This window comes from Pseudonocardia xinjiangensis, assembly GCF_012911925.1.
Taxonomy (GTDB): domain Bacteria; phylum Actinomycetota; class Actinomycetes; order Mycobacteriales; family Pseudonocardiaceae; genus Pseudonocardia; species Pseudonocardia xinjiangensis.
Genome location: NZ_JAAXKY010000085.1, coordinates 14034 through 32395 on the forward strand (window position 1 = coordinate 14034; position 18362 = coordinate 32395).

At 65.6% G+C, this 18362-nt stretch carries 15 protein-coding genes, 1 tRNA gene and 1 pseudogene; 6 read left to right on the forward strand and 11 right to left on the reverse strand.

What is annotated here, in order from left to right; translation table 11 throughout:
* Positions 1 to 28 precede the first annotated feature (28 nt).
* Complete coding sequence (locus HF577_RS23280; RefSeq protein WP_312859321.1) at positions 29 to 943, forward strand: oxygenase MpaB family protein; 915 nt, start codon at positions 29 to 31, stop codon at positions 941 to 943.
* Between the two features lie 38 nt (positions 944 to 981).
* On the opposite strand, the gene HF577_RS23285 is transcribed toward HF577_RS23280, so the two are convergent.
* Entirely contained in the window at positions 982 to 2796 is a 1815-nt protein-coding gene (locus HF577_RS23285; RefSeq protein ID WP_169398069.1) for a flavin-containing monooxygenase, read from the reverse strand.
* A gap of 152 nt (positions 2797 to 2948) precedes the next feature.
* Between HF577_RS23285 and HF577_RS23290 the strand changes: the two genes are divergently transcribed.
* Positions 2949 to 4187: a helix-turn-helix domain-containing protein gene (locus HF577_RS23290; RefSeq protein ID WP_169398070.1), complete on the forward strand. Its 1239-nt coding sequence runs from the start codon at positions 2949 to 2951 to the stop codon at positions 4185 to 4187.
* A gap of 18 nt (positions 4188 to 4205) precedes the next feature.
* On the opposite strand, the gene HF577_RS23295 is transcribed toward HF577_RS23290, so the two are convergent.
* Positions 4206 to 5351 (reverse strand): MFS transporter, encoded by a 1146-nt coding sequence (locus HF577_RS23295; RefSeq protein WP_169398071.1) that lies wholly within the window; start codon positions 5349 to 5351, stop codon positions 4206 to 4208.
* A gap of 116 nt (positions 5352 to 5467) precedes the next feature.
* Between HF577_RS23295 and HF577_RS23300 the strand changes: the two genes are divergently transcribed.
* Positions 5468 to 5830 (forward strand): DUF6191 domain-containing protein, encoded by a 363-nt coding sequence (locus HF577_RS23300; RefSeq protein ID WP_169398072.1) that lies wholly within the window; start codon positions 5468 to 5470, stop codon positions 5828 to 5830.
* Here HF577_RS23300 and HF577_RS38645 read toward each other — a convergent pair.
* The 3 genes from HF577_RS38645 to HF577_RS23310 all read right to left on the reverse strand — a co-directional run bounded on the left by HF577_RS38645 (position 5794) and on the right by HF577_RS23310 (position 7286).
* Complete coding sequence (locus HF577_RS38645; RefSeq protein ID WP_246267044.1) at positions 5794 to 6006, reverse strand: hypothetical protein; 213 nt, start codon at positions 6004 to 6006, stop codon at positions 5794 to 5796. The two genes, HF577_RS23300 and HF577_RS38645, sit on opposite strands and share 37 nt — an antisense overlap.
* Positions 6003 to 6884 carry an aldo/keto reductase gene (locus HF577_RS23305; protein ID WP_312859322.1) on the reverse strand — a complete coding sequence of 294 codons (882 nt, stop codon included), beginning with the start codon at positions 6882 to 6884 and terminating at the stop codon, positions 6003 to 6005. Before HF577_RS23305 ends, HF577_RS38645 begins: the two co-directional genes overlap by 4 nt.
* A gap of 96 nt (positions 6885 to 6980) precedes the next feature.
* Positions 6981 to 7286 carry a hypothetical protein gene (locus HF577_RS23310; RefSeq protein WP_211174718.1) on the reverse strand — a complete coding sequence of 102 codons (306 nt, stop codon included), beginning with the start codon at positions 7284 to 7286 and terminating at the stop codon, positions 6981 to 6983.
* 489 nt (positions 7287 to 7775) lie between these two features.
* Here HF577_RS23310 and HF577_RS23315 point away from each other — a divergent pair, with 489 nt between their 5' ends.
* Positions 7776 to 8186, forward strand: coding sequence for a hypothetical protein (locus HF577_RS23315; RefSeq protein WP_169398073.1), 411 nt, complete (start codon positions 7776 to 7778; stop codon positions 8184 to 8186).
* Positions 8187 to 8783: 597 nt separating this feature from the next.
* A complete protein-coding gene (locus tag HF577_RS40230; RefSeq protein WP_169398074.1) occupies positions 8784 to 10457 on the forward strand; it encodes an HsdM family class I SAM-dependent methyltransferase in 1674 nt (557 codons plus the stop codon).
* A gap of 7 nt (positions 10458 to 10464) precedes the next feature.
* On the opposite strand, the gene HF577_RS23325 is transcribed toward HF577_RS40230, so the two are convergent.
* The 6 genes from HF577_RS23325 to HF577_RS23350 form a co-directional block, all read right to left on the reverse strand.
* A complete protein-coding gene (locus HF577_RS23325; RefSeq protein WP_211174719.1) occupies positions 10465 to 11220 on the reverse strand; it encodes a hypothetical protein in 756 nt (251 codons plus the stop codon).
* A 1156-nt stretch (positions 11221 to 12376) separates the two neighbouring features.
* Complete coding sequence (locus HF577_RS23330; RefSeq protein WP_169398076.1) at positions 12377 to 14893, reverse strand: sensor histidine kinase; 2517 nt, start codon at positions 14891 to 14893, stop codon at positions 12377 to 12379.
* 243 nt (positions 14894 to 15136) lie between these two features.
* On the reverse strand, positions 15137 to 15391 hold the full coding sequence (locus HF577_RS23335; RefSeq protein ID WP_169398077.1) for a hypothetical protein: 255 nt from the start codon (positions 15389 to 15391) through the stop codon (positions 15137 to 15139).
* A gap of 23 nt (positions 15392 to 15414) precedes the next feature.
* Positions 15415 to 15654, reverse strand: coding sequence for a hypothetical protein (locus tag HF577_RS23340; protein WP_169398078.1), 240 nt, complete (start codon positions 15652 to 15654; stop codon positions 15415 to 15417).
* A gap of 909 nt (positions 15655 to 16563) precedes the next feature.
* Entirely contained in the window at positions 16564 to 16704 is a 141-nt protein-coding gene (locus HF577_RS23345) for a hypothetical protein (protein WP_169398079.1), read from the reverse strand.
* 1285 nt (positions 16705 to 17989) lie between these two features.
* A tRNA-Ser gene (locus HF577_RS23350) sits at positions 17990 to 18077 on the reverse strand.
* A gap of 149 nt (positions 18078 to 18226) precedes the next feature.
* Between HF577_RS23350 and HF577_RS40335 the strand changes: the two are divergent.
* Positions 18227 to 18362: pseudogene (locus HF577_RS40335) on the forward strand (KPN_02809 family neutral zinc metallopeptidase); the annotation flags it as partial.

An 18362-nucleotide genomic window follows, 5' to 3' on the forward strand; every position in this document is an offset into this window, starting at 1 on the left:
CAGGTCGCGCCCCGGCGCAGATGGTGCTGTGCTGGAGCAGGCTGCGGCGCCCGTCCTCGCCGCGGCCCCGCCGGGCGAAGGGGGCGACATGGCCGAGAAGCCGCAGGACTACGGGTTGTTCGGGCCGGACTCCGTGACGTGGCGCGTGCACATCGAACCGGTGCTCTGGATCGGCGGGTTCCGGGCGCTGCTGCTGCAGTCGCTGCACCCGCGCGTGATGCGCGGCACGTACCAGAACTCGGCCCTGTTCGACCCGCGCAAGGCGTGGTCGCGGTTCCAGCGCACAGTGGAGTTCGTCGGGGTGCGGACGTTCGGTTCCACGGACGCTGTCGAGGTCGCTGCCGCCCGGGTGCGCAAGCTCCACTCCTCGCTGCGCGGTCACGACCCCGAGACCGGCGCGACGTTCCGGATCGACGAGCCCTCGGGCCTGCTGTGGGTGCATTCCACGGAGATCGACTCCTACGCGGAGATCGCCCGTCGGGCCGGGATCCTCGACGACCAGGAGGTCGACCGGTACATCGCCGAGAGCGTCAGGGCGGCCCATGTCGTCGGGCTGCTCGCCGCCCCCTCGTCCCGCAGGGAGATGCAGGCCTACCTCGAGCGCATGCGTCCCGAGCTGGGGCTGACCGACGAGGCCCGGCGCGCCGTGGGCAACCTGTTCGCCCCGAAGGGCGAGGCCCCGACGGTCACGAAGCTGGCCATCCCCGCCATCGCCTCGGTGGCGCTGGCGACCCTGCCCCGCTGGGCACGACGCATGTACGGCCTGCCCGGGGTGCCGACCACCGACCTCGGCGTCACCGTCGCCCTCCGGACCCTGCGGGTGGCCACCCACCTGTTGCCCGACGTGCCGGCTCCGCCGGAGATCGAGCGGGCGCGCCGGCTCGTTCGGGAGAAACGGGATGTATCAGGACCGCGGAGGGCTCCTCTTCCCACCGGTGGGTAGCGGCACCGGGGGCGTCGCTACCCACCGCCTCGGCCGCGTCAGGAGCGGTGGTGCACCTCCTGCAGCCGGTACACCGGCGTCGGGATGCCCTCCTGGCGGGCTTTGAGCTGCAGCGCCAGGTAGAGCGAGTAGTGCCGCGACTGGTGCAGGTTGCCGCCGTGGAACCAGAGCCCCTCCTGCTGGGTGGGCTTCCACATGTTGCGCTCCTCGCCCTCCCACGGCCCCGGGTCCTTCGCCGTGCCCGAACCGAGGCCCCACACCTTGCCCACCTTGTCGGCCACCTCCTGGTTGATCAGGTCGGCGGCCCAGCCGTTCATCGAGCCGTAGCCGGTGGCGTAGACCACCAGGTCCGCGGGTAGCTCCGTGTCGTCGTCCAGCACCACCGCGTCCTCGGTCAGCTCGCGGACGGTCCCGTGCACCAGCGTGATGTCGCCGTTCGCCACCAGGTCGGCGGCGCCGACGTCGATGTAGTAGCCCGAGCCGCGACGCAGGTACTTCATGAACAGGCCGGAGTCGTCGTCGCCGAAGTCGAGCCAGAACCCGGCCTTCTCCAGCCGCTCGTAGAAGTCGGCGTCGCGCTCGCGGATGGCGTCGTAGATCGGCTTCTGGAACTCGTGCATGATCCGGTACGGCAGGGACGCGAAGATCATGTCCGCCTTCTGCGTCGTGATCCCGTTCGCCACCGCCCGCTCGGAGTACAGGTCGGCCAACCCCAGCTCCATCAGCGAGTCGGACTTCACGATGTGCGTCGAGGAGCGCTGCACCATCGTCACGTCGGCGCCGTGCTCCCACAGCGCCGCGCAGATGTCGTGCGCGGAGTTGTTCGAGCCGATCACCACGGCGCGCTTGCCCGCGTAGGCGTCCGGTCCGGGGTGCTGGGAGCTGTGGTGCTGCTCGCCGCGGAAGCGGTCCTGGCCCGCGATGGTGGGCACGTTCGCCTTGCCGGACATGCCGGTGGCCAGCACGAGCTGCTCGGGGTGCAGCACCACCTGCTCGCCCGCCCGGTCGAGCACCACGGTCCACTCGCCTGCCTGCTGGTCGTAGGAGGCGCTCGTGCAGGTCGTCGAGGACCAGTAGTTGATCTCCATGACCTTCGTGTACATCTCGAGCCAGTCGCCGATCTTGTCCTTCGGCGCGAACACCGGCCAGTTCTTCGGGAAGTCGATGTAGGGCAGGTGGTCGTACCAGACCGGGTCGTGCAGGCAGAGGGACTTGTAGCGGCTGCGCCACTGGTCACCGGGCCGCTCGTGCCGGTCGACCACCACGTGCGGGACGCCCAGCTGGCGCAGGCGTGCACCCAGTGCGATGCCGCCCTGACCGCCCCCGACGACCACGACGTAGGGCTGGCTGGTGCGACCCATCTCGGCGTTCTCCGCCTCGCGGGCCTCCTTCCAGCTGATCCGGTCCCGGCGGGCGCCGTGCTCCACACCCTTCGGCCGCGCATCGCCCTGGGGCTCCTCGTGGCCCTTCAGCTCGTACAGCGTGGTGAGGAGGGTCCAGGCGCCCTCCTCCACGAGCCGCAGATGCCCGCGGGCCCGGCCGACCGACGTCTCGAACTCGATCCACGCCTCGGTGACACCACCGGACTCCGACGGCTCCTCGGTGGTGCGGAAGCCGCGGGGGTCGGTGGTGTCCAGCGTGGCCTGCAGCAGGTCCGTGACTCCGTCACGACCCTCGACCGTGGTGATGTTCCAGGTGAACGAGACGAGGTCCCGCCAGAAGCAGGTGGTCGCGAACAGGTCGGCCGCCCGTCCGGCGTCCCGCGCGGCGAGAGCCGCCTCGAACTCCGCCAGCCACGCATCGACACGACCGCGCGCAGACGTGGCAGGCGCCGGCTCGAGGGTCTGCGTCATTGTCAGCTCCCGTCGTCGTGCGCCCTCCTCGTCGACGGCGCCCCGACCTGCAGGAAACACTGCGCCGGGCCGCCACAGCAGGGTTGCAGGGGGTTGCAGCCGGTCCTTGTGATCTGCGCGGGCCGCCCTGCACCATGACGGCGGAGGTACCGATGCCGTCACCGCCACCCGAGAGCGCCCTGCGTCCCGGTGAGGACCCCCGCGAGCACGCTCGGGTGCTCGGGCGGGTCCGGAACGCCGCTCTGACCGGGGTCGACCCGCCGGTCGCCCTGCGCCCGGTCATCACCGCCTCCTGGCGGCGCGTGCGCGACTCCGGGCTCGACCCCCGTGGGTCGGGCGAGCTGCCGCTGCTCGACAGTGCCGACCTGGAGCAGCGCCGCGCGGCGAGCGGTCTGGCGCCACTCCTGCCGCTGCTGCGGGCCCGGCTGCTCCCGGTGGCCGAGTCAGCCGCCCAGATCATGGTGGTGGTGGACGCCGAGGGGCACGTGCTGTGGCGGGAGGGCGGCGCTTCCGTCCGCCGCCGGGCCGACGACCTCCGGTTCGTCGAGGGTTCGGCGTGGGACGAGAACACCGTCGGCACGAACGCGATCGGGACCAGTCTCGTGGTCGGCGCACCCGTGCACGTCTTCGCCGGGGAGCACTGGTCGGAAGGCCACCAGCCCTGGACCTGCGCCGCCGCGCCGCTGCACGACCCGGTGACCGGCCGCCTCCTGGGTGCGGTCGACCTGAGCGGGCCCGTGCACACCGTCCACGCCGGCACCGTGGCCCTCGTCGACGCCGTCGCCCGGCTCGTGGAGCTGGAGCTGCGGCTCGCGCACGACCGCACGATCGAGCGGCTGCGGGTGGTGGCGGCACCGCTGCTCGCCCGGCTCACCGGGCCGGCGCTCGTCGTGAGCCAGGACGGCGTTCCGGCGGCCGCGCTGGACCTCCCCGTCCCCGCCAGGGTGGCACTGCCCGACTCGCTGGAGGGAGGCGAGGTGTGGCTGCCGGGCCTCGGTCGCTGCACCGCCGAACCGCTGCTCGGAGGATGGCTGCTCCGCCCGGGGGTGCCCGGCGGCGTGACCCCCGACGAGCCCGTCCACCTACTGCTCGACCTGACGGGCGAGTCGCCTCAGGTCCACGTGACCACCCCGAGTGGCCGCTGGCAGCACACCCTGACCCCACGCCACGCCGAGATGCTGCGGGCGCTCGCCCGCAGTCCGGAGGGCCGCTCGGCCGCGCAGCTCGCGGCGGACCTGTTCGGCGACAGCGGCAGCCGCGTCACCGTCCGCGCGGAGATGTCGCGGCTGCGCCGCACCCTGGGCCCCCTGTTGCAGCGCCAGCCCTACCGCATCGCCCGTGGCGTACGGGTCGAGCTGAGGGAACCGGCGGCCCGCCCCGCGCGAGCATGACGCCCGACGGCGCCGCCGCTACCGGCTCGATCCCACGCCGGGCACGACCGGGGGGCGGAGCAGCAGCGGCAGGGCCCCGGCCACCAGGACGCCGAGCACCGCCACCAGCGGCGCCGCGCCGATCGCCCAGGCGCCGTACAACCCGAAGGTGGCGATGTCCGTCCCGACCCCGGCCACGGAGGTGACCGTGGCCCGGGAACGGCTGTCGATCCGCTCCTGCAGCCGCGCGTCCACGACCACGAGGACACAGCGGAACGCGCCGTAGAAGACGGCCACTGCGGCTATGCCCGCCGGAAGGCCGCCGAACCCGGCGGTGCCGAACAGGAGCATCGCGCCGCCCAGCACCGCGGCCAGCATCCACGGCCTGAACCGGGCGGCCCGGCCGGCGAGCGCGGCGCCCGTCACGCCGGCCAGCACGATCGGCAGATCCACCACCGGGACGAACGCCGTCGGCACCCCCCACCCGGCGACGATGAGCGGGAAGTACTCCTCCACCGCGTCGAACGCGCCGAGCACCGCAGCCGCCACGAGGACGGCGCGCACCCCCGGGCGATGCGCGGCCACGGCGAGCCCGGCACGCAACGTCGCGAGGTAGCCGGGCTCGTCGTCCGGACCGTCGGCCGAGCCGGTCCCGCGGGGCTGTTCCGGCAGCCGGGACGCCACCGCCGCCGCGGCCAGGCAGACGCCGACGCTCACCCACCCGACGAGCGGATAACCGCCGACGGCGTACAGCACGGCAGCGGCAGCAGCCGCCGGGATCTGCGCGAGCAGCTCCGCTGCCGTGACCCACCCGTTCACCCGGGCGTACTGCTCCTCGGCCCCCGCGGCGACCAGCCCGTCGTAGAGCAGGGCCTCGCTCGCACCGGACACGAGCACCCCACCCAGGCCCCACAGCACGAACCCGACGGCGAACCCGGTGAAGCTCGGCAGCAGGATCCATCCTGCGTAGCCGCAGGCCTGCAGCACACCGGCCGCCACCAGGCAGGCCCGCCGGGAGAAGCGGTCGGCGAGCGCTCCGGACGGCACCTCAGCCAGCACACCGACGGCGGACCAGATCACGAACAGCGCGGAGATCTGCGCGTCGGACAGACCCGTATCGGAGAACAGGAGCGCGTACAGCGGGTAGAGCGGGATGACGTCGGCGAGCAGCGCCCACCCGAACATGCGGCGGGCGAGCGGGCGGGCCGGGGGCGGGAGCGTGCGTCAACCGGGCATACCGGTCAGGCTAAGGGAACCCGGACCTGCGCCTCCACCGGTTTCGCCACCCCTACGATCCCGGGATGGGCGTTGTCTGGGCAGTGGCATTGACCGGCCTCGTATGCCTGCTCATGGCGTTGGTGGTCCTCGACCGGATCGGCTTCGCCGTCAGCGGACGCAGCTGGCTTCCCTGGCGTCGCAACAAGCGCACGCAGGCCGTGCTCGCGACCGGGATGGACGAGGTCACGGCGCTGTTCTACGCCACGAAGCACTACGAGCTGGAGCAGCGCAAGACCGAGTTCGTGCTCCGGGAGGACTCCGACGACGGCGCCCCGCGGCGGTTCGGTCTCGACCTCGACGGCGGTCGGCCGGTCATCACCGTGGACACACCGGCAGACCCGAAGGACGGTTACCCGGCGGCGCCGTTGAACACCGGTGGTGCGTAGGTCGCCGGCCTGTCACCGATGCCGAGGCCGGGGCTGACGATCCAGGACTGGTACCGCGCGGTGAACATCGAGTAGAGCGAGGTGCTCGGCGGGGCGCTCACCTCGTCGAGCTTGCGGCGGGCGTCCGGCGGGATCTCGAAGTCGAGCGCGGCGAGGTTGCTGTCCAGTTGCTTCACGCTGCTCGCGCCGATGACCACCGAGGAGACGCCGGGCCGGTGACCACCCAGTTGATCGCCACCTGCGACATCGGGCGTCCCAGATCCGCCGCCACGCTGTCGAGGCCGTCGATGACCCGCCAGTCGTGCTCCGTGATCGAGACGGGGGAGTCCGGGTTGCCGAGCCGGCCCTCACCGGCCGCACCCGTGGCCGCCCGCTTGTACTTGCCGCTGAGCAGGCCACCGGACATCGGGCTCCAGCCCGTCACCCCCATCCCCATGGCCTGGGCCATCGGCACGAACTCCGGCTCGATGACCCGGTTCTTCAGCGAGTACGGCAGCTGGATCGTGACCATCGGAGTCATGCCGTGCGCCTCGGCGTAGCTCTGCGCCCGCGTCGCGTACCAGGCCGGCACGTCCGACAGCCCGGCATACCGCATCTTGCCCGCCCGGACCAGGTCGTCGAAGGTCTGCACGACCTCCTCCACCGGGGCGATCCGGTCCCAGGTGTGCAGCAGGTAGAGGTCGAGATGGTCGGTGCCGAGCCGGCGCAGCGACTCCTCCAGGGCCCGCACCATGTGCTTGCGGCCGTTGCCGCTGGCATTCGGATCGGTCGGGTCGATGGTGTTGGTGAACTTGCTGGTCAGCACCAGCCGCTCCCGGTTACCCGCCTTCGCGATCAGCGCGCCGAGTATGCGTTCGCTCTGCCCTGCGGTGTAGAAGTCCGCCGTGTCGATGAAGTTCCCGCCCGCCTCGACGTATCGCCGGAAGATCGGCTCCGACTCCTCCTCGGTCTTCCCGTACGCGGCGTGGAAGCCGTCGACGCCGAAGTTCATCGTGCCCAACGCCAGCCGGCTCACCCGGAGTCCGGACCGCCCGAGCAGGTAGTAGTCGTTCACAGCTGCCTCCCCACCTGGTTCACGGCCCGATCGGGCCGCCTCGCCCACAGCGGCGAGACAAAAATGGACCTGCAAGTCCAAAATCTGGAGGGCGAACTACCCGCCCTCACCACGAGCCCGCAGCGTCACGGCACCCTGCGCCACCACCTCGATGGCCGTGGTGTCGCCGGATCCAGCACTCAGCCCGAAGTGACTCTCCAGCTCGGAGCGCAGGAAGACCGCGAGTTCGGCAGCGTCCGCGCCGCCCTCCAGCCGATCCAGGATCGGCGAGATCAAGCAGTCGTACTCATCCTGCGGCCCACCGCCTCCGACGACGCCGATCGGGTCCCAGGCGTTCAGAAGCTCGCCGAGTGCCGCCACCGGACGGTCAGGGGTGTCCGGTCCGGGGTCGAGATGCGTCATCCGGCGACCCTAGGACGGCGATCTTGGAACTGCGCGGTCCAGCGCGCCGGACGAGAGCGGCAAGACCGCGGGTCAACCCTGGAGCACCTCGACACTGGCCCCGGTTCCCTTCAGCCTCGGGGTGACATCTGCTGCGGACGTTGAGCGTTGAGGTGCCCAGCGGGGTTGATGCGGTCGGCGCGGTCTATGACGCTGGTTGAGGACGAGGTAGCCCCTCTCACGCGCCGCTCCCCCGACTCGGCGTTCTTTTGTCGTCTCCCGTTGGCCCGTGGGTACTGCGCGGCCCGGAAGTGCCGGCCGGGAGCGGAGCGACAAGGCCGAAGCGCACAAGAAGCTAGCACCCGGTCCACTAGGCCCAGCCTTAAACTAGCTGGCTCCAAGGCCCTTCCCGCTACCTCTCTGCACTCAGGCCTGCCAAAGCTAGCTTTCAGCCACCCTATATGCTAGCTTTACCTGATCTTTAGATGAGTGACCGTCAGGAGCGCGACGATGGACTACCAGGTGGTTTCGGTATCAGTACCGGCAGACCGGGTGGGCGACCTACTCACCTTTGCCGCCGAGCTGGCAAGGTCAACAGGCGGCGGACCCAAGGGTGAGATTGCCCCCACTACGTCCGAACAGGATGCAGTCGGGATCCGCGAAGCCTACTTGGGCGGCGAAAGCATCCGGTGGCGGCCGTTCCTCGACATTCTCGTTCGGCAGCCGGGCGATTGGGTCGAGTGGCCGGAACTCTGCAGGCTCATCGACTTCAAGCCTGCACAGGCTGCGGGCATGCTCGGAGCAGCGGAGCGCCGCTGCCGCCAGAACACGCCCTATGAGAAGAAGCAGGTCGGCGGGAAGCAGTATTTCAGGGTCACCCCTGAGGTTGCGGCCATCATCAATGAGGTCACCGGCAGGTAGATCCAACTGCTCGATAAAGCACGTTGCCGTCAATCGCCGCCGTCAACGCCCTGATCGAGTTGGACCGTCGCATCGATCAACGCGACCTGGCGGAAGCCGCGGGATTCGAATCCCCGGACCCTCCCAGGACTCTCGCTTTCAAGGTGTACTGAGCGCGTGGTCGTCGCGCCCAATGGCTGTTCAGGCGTTCATCGGCGTCCAGGCGTGCACGAGCCGACCGGGCCGGGTTCCTACATCGGCGTGGCCTGCCGCCTCCTCGAGCGCTCTGAACGCCGTCCGGTCGGCCTCGAGCGCAGCCCCGACCGCGCGTCCGCCCGTGGGCAGCGGCCCTCGAGCCCACCGCTGGCCGACCTACAGAGCCTCCGCCCACACGAGTGGACGCGCCGTAGCCCTCCAGCTCTCCAGGGGGTCGCCGGGACGGCGCGGGCCACCTCCGGAGACCCTTGTCCCGCCCGGCGAGGGCTCCGCCCTCGCAGCCGGCCCCGATGGTCGCCGCCATCACCGACAGGCCCACATCGTCTGGTCTCGTCGGCACAGCTCACCGCTTCGGCAGCCGACACGATAACCTCCAACAACCTAACCATCGCAAGGGACCAGATGCTGAGCCAGACAGACGGGCTCGCTGCCAGCGGGCGCTCAACTCACGAGCCTTCGACTCAGCGACGTCGCCTTGGCGCGTACTATACGACGGAGTCCGTCGCTCGCGTATTGGTCGAATGGGCCGTACGCGAGCCTGACGATTTAGTGTTGGACCCCTCGTACGGCGGATGCGCTTTTCTGCGGCAATCAATCGACCATCTCACCACGATCGGTTCGCCGCACCCACACAACCAAGTTTTCGGCGCCGATATCGACGGCGCCACCGCCACCTGGCGGGCCCATCTAGTAGCTCAAGGCGTTCCCAAAACGAGCCTCCACGAGGGCGACTTCCTGCTCACCCATCCCTCAGTCGAGCTTCCTCTCTGCAGCGCCGTTGTGGGCAACCCGCCATATGTCAGACATCATCTGCTCTCAACCGATCAAATCGAGGCATATGGACGGCTTCGAGTGAACACGCCGTTAAGCCGCCGTGCTAATGCGTGGGCCTATTTTGTCCTGCACAGTCTTAGCTTCCTGCGACCAGGTGGCCGCCTCGCTCTGCTCCTGCCCAGCTCCATCCTCCACTCAGGTGGATATGCAGGCGAGGTTCGCGCAGAGCTATCCCGGCGCTGCGTTGATGTTCGATTCATCAGAGTTAGAGAACGGCTGTTTCAAGGCGTGTCCGAAGAAAGTGTTGTTCTCCTAGCAGTCACACCAAGTCGAGGCCCATCCGTATGGACGGATCCCCGACTGGTAGACGTGGATGATATCGATGGCCTGCGACACGAACTCGCCAGCTACGATCAGGGGGCCAGTCCCGCCAAAACTCAGTCGCCAGACCGAAGCGGAGTAGTTCCAGGCATAGCCGAACTAGTCCAGAATCGCATAGTCAAATCTGGTCGATTCGCCGATGTCGGCTCGCTTGCCCGCGTTCGAATTGGCGTCGTTACCGGAGCTAATTCCTTCTTTGTGCGGCGGCCCTCCTCCACATGGCAGGAGGACGGCGTCTCCTGGAAGCCGATAATCTCGAGATCCGCCTGGCTAGATCGGCCTGTGTGGACCAATGCCGACGTTGCAAGAATTCAACTTCACGACCTACCGTCGCAACTTCTTTTGGCATCACTGGCGACCTCTACTTCACCCGGTAGCCATCTGGCGGACGAAGTAGCGGCCGCGGAGGAAGCTAAGCTTCACGAGAGGAGTCACACTTCTCGTCGGCCAGTCTGGTACGCGCTACCTGATCCACAAGTTCCGCATGTCTTTCTTCCCTGCATGGGTCGCGTTGCAGGGCGCGCCGTCGAGAATTCAAGCAACGCTACGTCGACCAACGCAATCCATCATCTATGGTGGACTGATAATGCAGATCCCGATACTAGGTTTTATAGAGTACTTGCGACTTGGTCCGACGTCTGGAGGTTGCAGGGCGAACTCTTGGGACGCCCGTACGGAGGCGGGGTGCTAAAGTTGGAGCCGGCCTCCATTCGCGGCATGTATTTGCCCCTTCGTGCATCGAAGAGCCTGCATGGCGACCTACTCGAAGCTGCTCGCTCGGCCTCGGCAAGCGGCAATAGGAGGCGTATACAGGAAATTGCTAACAAGCTTATCTGCTTGGATCTCGGAATAGAAGACCGCCTTCTTGACGAGATACGACATGCCTGCCTTGCGCTCGAAGAGCGCCGCCAGGCGAAATGACGCCTCTCTAAGGTTGTTTGAGAAACAAGGTTGAAGGAGGCTTGGCCCTCTTCCAAGAAGACCAAGGCGAACCAGCAGTACGCTCAATTTCTTCTAGATGCCAATTCAGCTGCCGTCGCAGTCGTCTAGCTTGAACGGTTCGCCAGTCACGAACATCTTGAAAATCTCGGTCCGCATGCGCCGACCATCGTTCTTGGAAGAGTTCTGCAAGTATGAACTCGGCACAGGCAAATGGACTAACGAGCGCTCCTGGTAGTCGGGGGACGTCAAGGCTATGAGGAAACTTCTCGTCTTCCTCGCGGCCGAGAATCTGCACATGAAAGTATGATCCAGGTGACGAGTCATCGGCGACTTCCATGCGCCACATCGCCACCTCACTTTCCTGCGAATTGGCGACAGGATCACCTTCAAGGAGTCGGATACACGTACTGGCTTTGCCGGCAAGCTCTACCCTCTTTGCCGCGCGATTGTTTCCTTTCACCCGGACCGGCCGCAGCTGCCAGATATACGTAATGACGGCATGAACATGCAACTCGCCACGAGCATCCGGCATATACTCACCTGTGCTCATCCGAGTCCGAATCGGAAGACGCTCTCTTACTTCCCAGTCGTAGATGCCATCTGACGACGAGGCGATCTGAGATAGGCTCTGATACGCCTGCTCGATCGCAGGGATACTTGACAGATCCAAGAAGCTGCGGGACAACTTTTGAAAGGAGCGCAACTCCCGCTGGAGTTCTTGGACCTCGAAGACTAGCGGCACCAGTTACCCTCAAGAAGTTCAGACAGCATCCATTAGACCGCGATCATCGTCTTCAACCATAGCACCCAGCGCGGGGTCCTCAGCGGCCAACCTTCGGTCTGCGTAGGCAGTATCCGCGTAGGGAGGCCAATCATCAGGCCTCACGCGCACGACATCCTCGAGCTCGGCTGGTTCCTTACGCCGCCGGTGATCGGTCGCAATGACAACTACGGGGTGCCGCAAGCTTCCCGGCACGCATCCAAGGTCCGTTATTACTCTTGCAATCTCCGTCGGATCGCCGGATCTTCCATCAGTCTGACGCCATAGCCAGTTCTCAACGCCGGAACGCCACCAACGACGGCCAGAAAATGTCGCCAGCACGCCTTGATACTCGCATTCGGATAGTTCCACCCAAAGAGGCGATTCGACCGGGATCTCATCCTCGGAAAGTCGGAGCCGTGTCCTCAAGTACTGCTCATCGATCAAAAAAGTTGGGTACGGCAAGACTCGATGGAGAAGCCAACGAAGAAGTGCCAGTCCGTGGTTCCTTTGGCTCATCTCGAATACTGGGGGCCGGCATTGAAGAGTTTCCGCTCGCGCTTGATCCATCCAGATTGTATCTTTTCCCTCGAGACCGAGTAGAGCTAGAACCTCCTCGACTGCTGCATCTCCCTGGGCGCGCCCTGGCCAAGCGTGGGGAAGACTCTGCACGGCCGACGCCAGCTCTACCATCTGAGAGCTGCCTGAACCCTCTTCTATAGCTTCCTTACTAAATGCCCATTCTAGGTTATTCTCGCGCGCGAAGACGTGTTCTCTTAGCGCTTCCGGCAGACCTAATGTTGCCTCATTTAGGTTAGCCGACCACAGAGCAAATGCAACTTTGGGCAGGTCGGATTCAAGCGCGGGGCGATTCGAAAAGGTTGGAAGGAGAATCGACCTGAGAGTCGAAACGACGGCCAGTCCATCACGTGGTGCACGCGCCAACGGTGCGCTGTCGCGCTCCGTCCACGCAGACAAGAAATAGTCGACCACAACTAGGTCGGCGTTATAAAGATCCCGCTCGTCGACCTCTTCTGGATGCCGAACCTGGACAACTGCCGCCTCGGAAAATCGGTCACGCAGAGGGGTGATTGAATCAGCGGAATCGTCCACGAGGAGAATTCGAGGTCGCGTCATATCAGTCACCGAAGACCACCCGGACCGCAGTCTCGAATCCTGTGGATGGTTCAACGAAGCCCACCTTTCCCCCGTATTCCGCCAGGATGTCTCGTGTAATCGGCAGGCCGAGCCCGGTACCTTGTCCCAAATTTGCATCTAACTCGGCACTACCGCTCGCGAACGGCACGAACCAACGCTCTCCATCCTCAGGTCGGACACGGACACCTGTATTTTCGATTGTCATCTCGACATCCCCGTCCTGACTCTTCCGCGCCCACGCGCGGATTTTACCATTCTGGCCAGCTGCCTTTACGGCATTGGTTAGCAGGTTCGTCAAAATGGCGAGAAGCTCGGCGGGAAAGATGGGCGGTGTGCGAATGTCAGAACTAATCTCGTTAATGATAAGGATGTCGCGCTGCGCAGCAGCGGAACCCACTGTTCGCACAGCCACATCGAACCGAATGTGCAAGTTTTGCCTTGTACGTCGTTCACGGGCAGTTGTACTTGCCACATCAGCAAGGTAAGAAGCCTGTCTCTCGAGGCCGCGCCTCAAATCGATTGCTTGCCGTCTGACCGACCCTGCCCCGTTTGGTAGCCGGACGTCCGGCCGAGGCGTAAGAAAGGTCTCGACGGCACGTGCCGTCGGGACCATGTGTTGAATTTCGTGGCTGAACGAGGCTAGTTGTGCTCCGACACTTGCGAGTACCCGCAATAGGCTGGTGTCGGAAGTTAACGACTCCGCCGCACGCTTGACTTCTTCGTATGCATGTAAGAGTTGGCGCTCCGTTGGGTCCGGCATCGCGAGTCGTAGCTGCTCGATTGCAGCCAGCAGTCGGCTCGCGGAGCCAGCGTCTCCGTTACGCCAAGCTTCTGGGTCGGCGGTCGAACCGCTGTAAACTCGGTCGGAGTCGTCGGACCCGTCGTCGGTTGTCTCATCTTGCTTATCGCCAGTGCCCTCGCTCGACGACTCTCCGCCGCCATCTGGATCACGAGTACTAGTACCAGTACCTGTACTTTCGCCGCCTGTTGACGATTGCGCTGATGCGGCTTTTGCCTCGCTCACAGTGCGCTCTTGTCCCTTTCGCGCATCTTCAGCAGCCCTACTTTGCACGCCAGCGAGCGCGCGCGCACGCATCAAAAATTCTGTTCCGCGACGGACGAGGCTTCTCATAGTCTCGAAATGCTCATCGGGAACGAAACCTTCGCGATTCACTAAAGTGCGCAGACTACTGGCCCCCCGATCAGTGAGGAAAACGGCGCCATAGAAATTCCGGTTGGGAAGAAGCCGTAGGCTGTAGTCACGATTCGTGAGAGTCGACAGAGCCTTCGCGTCCTCGAGGGATCCTGGAAAGAGAGGATCTAGATTAAACCTTCCGCCTCGGCGTGTGTAGTCCGCGTCGAACCGCAGCCAATCATTGCCCGGGTCTCCGTACGGGAGGACACGGAATCCCTCGAGATATACACGGACCCCCGAAAGCCGTTCATTCGCTCGCTCATCAAGGCTTCGAATCGGCCCACTCCTCACCAGTATGCGCGCGCTAAAGAACGGGCCACTCGACGGTGCGGGGTGCGGCGCGGTGGCACGGATTGGTCGACTGAAGGGCCTGCGTTCGAGCTCAGTTCTCGAAGGCGCGACGGCGAATTCGACGTCAAGACCCTCTATTGCTTGAATTTCAAGAACCCATTCGGTCGAGCGTTCGACTATTTCCCATAGATCAGTGGGAACGCCGAAGTCACCTTCTAACCTGACTATCATCCCTGGGTCGTCTCGCGTGGTATCGCGAACCGTAGGCGCATCAAATAGGAGTGGAGCTGCTATGGTTCGCGCCGACAGAGGCTTAGCCAAGATGTCCGCGGGCGCGAAGTTGGATACCTGCCGAGATAGTTCCACAAGCTCTGTTTCACGCCATCGCCTTCTCAGGCGAGCTAGATTAATCGTCGTGCCAGTAGGAGAGCTGTTCGAAAGTCTGCGAGAAGCAACTTGGAGCGCGGTTTCGTCGACGTCGTCGAGTGTCACAAATGTCTCGATCGCGTCCCAATCAATGGTTGCGTCAACGAGCGACCGACTTGCCTTTGCCGTTGCCACGAGGAGTTCTTCGGTGGATACTTCTGGGTATCGTGAGCGAAGATCATCCAGTAATGGAGCGTCTGTGCCATCAGCGACGGCAGCGATCGACTGAACCGACAGGTGTCCGGCTAGCTTATGTGCCGCAAGCCGGCCAACACCCTTCTCGCCAGTGAAGCGCCGACGGTATACCTTGCTGGCACGCCCGTCTACGGTCTTCGATCGGGCTGCAACGCTGAGGAAGCCGCTAGCGAACTGACCTGGCGTCATTCCGACTCCGTTGTCGATAACGCTAATTCGACCTCTCGTCGGATGCTCGAGATCGCGCCCGGCAATTATGACTTCGGTGGCGTCCGCATCGTACGAGTTCTTAACTAATTCAATCAGGGCGGTGGCGTCGCGACCGACCAGCAGCTCGCCGAGTTGCCTAAAGAGGCCGGTGTCAACGGTGAAATGGGGAGTGTTGCTCAACTGCCGACCTCCGATCTTTGCTCACAGTAGGACAGGGTGTTCAGACCGATCTCGGTACATAGTAGGGGTCTCAATGGACATGAGTGATCTTCGAGATCAGCCTGTGGATAAGTGCCTCTCGGGAGCTGTTGGACCTCGGGGGCCTGTCCCCTGCCTGGCTCAGGCGGCAGCGGTCGGCGTGGCGGGACCGGCCGGCCGCATCGCCGTGCGGCTCTCCCCCGGGCAGCGTGGCGGCGTGGACGGTCAGACCCATGCTCGCCGACTTGCGGAGACGGCGGTGACTTTGGGTGTGAGGCAGTCAAGCTCAGCCGCCACCGCCATGCTGAACGGCTTCTCGCCCATCTCGGCGCACAGCTCAGCGACGTGTTTGCTGAGGTAGTGCGCAGCCCCAACCGAGCCGAGCGCGTGGACACCGGCGATGTGCGTGATGACCTGGCCGTCCCGGACATGGCAGGCGATGTAGGCGACGTCTGCCCGGAATGGCTCGGGGTCGTCCACCAGGGAGGCGAACCGCTCCCCCCTCAACTTGTCCACGAGGTACCACCGGCCGCGTCGGCGATGGTCATGCCGAGTATCGGGTCTCCGCTCATCAGCGCGTCGCCAATGTAGGCCGAGGCCGGACCGCCCACCACGATCGCGTCTCGGGTCGGTCCCCACTCCTCGCGGGAGTTGATGACCAGGCTCTCGGCGGTGAATGGAAGTTGGTCGACCTCGGCGATCAGGTGTGCGCTCACGCCGTCGTCCTCGGCGGTGACGACCATGTCCTAGCGCTCCAGGATCCGCAGGCCGACCACCGCGACGTCGAGCGAGCCGACACCGAAGAACGCCCAGTCGCGGGCGGGCACTGTTGCGGATCTGGGTGGTGCGACCCTTGGCCAGGCCGAAACCCATTGCGACCTCGGTGCAACTGTCGCCGAACTGGTCCCGTGCCTCCCCGAGCGCCGCTCGCCTCAGGCGCGCCAGTTCCACCGAGCGCTGCTGGTAGATTGCCAGGAGCTCGGTCCCCCTACGCCCTCGGCGCGGCGGGGCAGGCTCCCGGCGCAGACGTTCGAACTCCTCATCCACGCCCACGAGTTTAGGCCCCTTGACAAGTAGGCGCGCTGCATACCACCCTCGGATTGTTCTCCTCAACTCCATCGGATTGTTCCCCTCAACATCACTGCTTCTAATGATTAGGGTCTACACGAACTGGCGAAGGAGCAAGAGCGATGCAAGAAATTCCGGTGGACCTCGGCAGCTACAAGCTGACGGTCGTCGGGTCGACGCCCGAAGACGCGCGATGACGCCAACGGCCCAGATCCCGGTGGCTGACCGCCACCGCGCCACAAAGTTCACTGTGTCGCTGTTCGCGAAGCTGCGGCCAGGCCGGGACGGCGGGCACCGAAGGGCGAGGAGATCAAGGTGACACTGGCGACCGGGCCCGGCCTGCACTTCGGGGCGGACATGCAAGTCGAACTGATCGACGTCCGCGTCTCCCCTACCAACTCGAATCCGCGGGCCGGGTCAACTCCGGACTCGCGTGGCGGGCCATGGACATCAAGCACGCGCCTCTTCCGCGGCACCACGTCCCAACAGTGACAGTAACACTCTGGGCCACACAGCCGACCTCCCGGCGGTCTGACCGGCCGCGCTCGGGCTCGGGGCAGCCGGCCCCTTACTGACCGGCGAAATCACCGCAATTCCGCGCTGGTTGCACCCTGCCCGAAAGCAGGCCACCACCAGCACCGAATGTCCCTGATAACCACCACCGCCATCTGCAGCAGCTGCTTGAGCTCCGGCTCATGCGACATCCGCGACAGCTTCAGCATCACCCCGGACACCTCCATCTGGCGCCGGTAACGGCTGGCTCGTCCAGGTTGAACGAGAGACGAGCTAATGACCTCTGTGACGAAGTGCGCGAACGGCGAGCACTCCATCTACAAGCGTGCTGGCGACCGGTACATCGATCGGAATTCCTGCCGGTCGCGGCTGGTGGTCGCCGCCGTTGCTACGTCTACGGCCGCACGTGCGAAGAAGCCCGAGAGGCGCCCGATGGCTCTTCCGAGATGCCAAGGCCGGGGTGCGTGGGCGCCCAAGCAGCAGACCCTTGGAGTATCTCGGCTGCTGGCTCGAACAGGTCGTGAAACCCGAACGCCAGGCGAGCACCTACAAGGGCTATGAGACGACGGTGCGAGTCCACATCAAGTCCGTGCTCAGGAAACAAGGTCGACGAGCTCCGACCGACCGACATGCGGCGGCTGCCAGCTGCGCTCCGGAAGAAGGAGGCATCAGGGCACGGCGCTGGCCGACGGAAACTCTCGCCCCGCATGGTCCAGTCCGCCCACGCGGTAGTGCGGAACGTACTGCCGAACGCCCTGCGCGAGGAGCTGATCAGCCGCAACTCGCGAAGATGGTCAACAAGTCGTACCCGCATACGCCGTCGGTGCCAGCCTCGATCCGGCGCGGTTCGGGCGCTGCTGATGAAGATCGCCGCCGACCGGCTGTTCACGGTCTAGCTCTGCGCGATCGTGCTGGCGATGCTCCGGGGGGGAGCTGCTCGGGCTGACTTGGGACGCGGTCGATCTGGACGGTGGCCGACTCGCGGTGCGACACGCCCTTAATCTGGGTTCGACAGTCGTGCGGTGATTTAGCCACCGAAGGCCAGGGCGTACTGACGGGTGATCCCGCTGCCCGACAGCGTGCCCTCGGCGTTGCGCGAGCACCGGAAACGCCAGGACGCCGATCGGGCCGATGCCGGTGAGAAGCGGAGGACACCGGGTTCGTGTTCGCCACCCGGCAGGGCCGCCAGATGGCGCTCTACCCGCTGGTGAAGTAGTGGGACGATGTCCGCGAGGCAGCGGTCACGGAGCGCTGCGCTTCCATCGCCTGCGGCACGCCGCCGTGTCCCTGATGCTCGCCCTCGGCCTGGCCGCACGTGGTCTGGGAAATCGCCGGGGACAGCGACATCAAGGTCACAGTGATGGTCTACCGACACGGTAATGTGACAGAGAAGGCCGCAGCGCTGACCCAGCTCGGCGAGGCAGTCTCAGACGGGTTGATGTCTCCGGTTGTTGTCAGCCGACCATCGAACCATGATCGACCAACAGCGCCGTGACCTGGCGGAAGCGGAGGGATTCGAACCCCCGGACCCTTTCGGGACTCTCGCTTTCAAGGCGAGTGCATTCGGCCGCTCTGCCACGCTTCCGCCCGGAAGGGTAGCTGGGGGCTTCGGGACGCGGCGGCAGGTCCACCCATCTCACCCGCCCGGCGACGCTCGCGGACGCACGGTGACCGCCGACCCGGCAGGGGACCCACCCCATGTGGTGGGATCACGCCCGAGCGCGGGAGGTAGCGATGCGGTTCGACGAGAACGCCGATCTCGACACGTCGAACATCGACGACCTGAGGGGTGGCGGTGGCGGGGGTGTCGGAGGCCGGGTCGCGCTGGGCGGTGGCGGGCTCGGCATCGTCGGGCTGATCCTGTACTTCC

What these genes read in the sequence shown, in the direction of transcription:
- HF577_RS23285 (WP_169398069.1), bottom strand. Translation starts at nt 2,796, where the DNA reads ATGACGCAGACCCTCGAGCCGGCGCCTGCCACGTCTGCGCGCGGTCGT.
- HF577_RS23290 (WP_169398070.1), top strand. Translation starts at nt 2,949, where the DNA reads ATGCCGTCACCGCCACCCGAGAGCGCCCTGCGTCCCGGTGAGGACCCC.
- HF577_RS23295 (WP_169398071.1), bottom strand. Translation starts at nt 5,351, where the DNA reads ATGTTCGGGTGGGCGCTGCTCGCCGACGTCATCCCGCTCTACCCGCTG.
- HF577_RS23300 (WP_169398072.1), top strand. Translation starts at nt 5,468, where the DNA reads ATGGGCGTTGTCTGGGCAGTGGCATTGACCGGCCTCGTATGCCTGCTC.
- HF577_RS23310 (WP_211174718.1), bottom strand. Translation starts at nt 7,286, where the DNA reads ATGACGCATCTCGACCCCGGACCGGACACCCCTGACCGTCCGGTGGCG.
- HF577_RS23315 (WP_169398073.1), top strand. Translation starts at nt 7,776, where the DNA reads ATGGACTACCAGGTGGTTTCGGTATCAGTACCGGCAGACCGGGTGGGC.
- HF577_RS40230 (WP_169398074.1), top strand. Translation starts at nt 8,784, where the DNA reads ATGCTGAGCCAGACAGACGGGCTCGCTGCCAGCGGGCGCTCAACTCAC.
- HF577_RS23340 (WP_169398078.1), bottom strand. Translation starts at nt 15,654, where the DNA reads ATGGTCGTCACCGCCGAGGACGACGGCGTGAGCGCACACCTGATCGCC.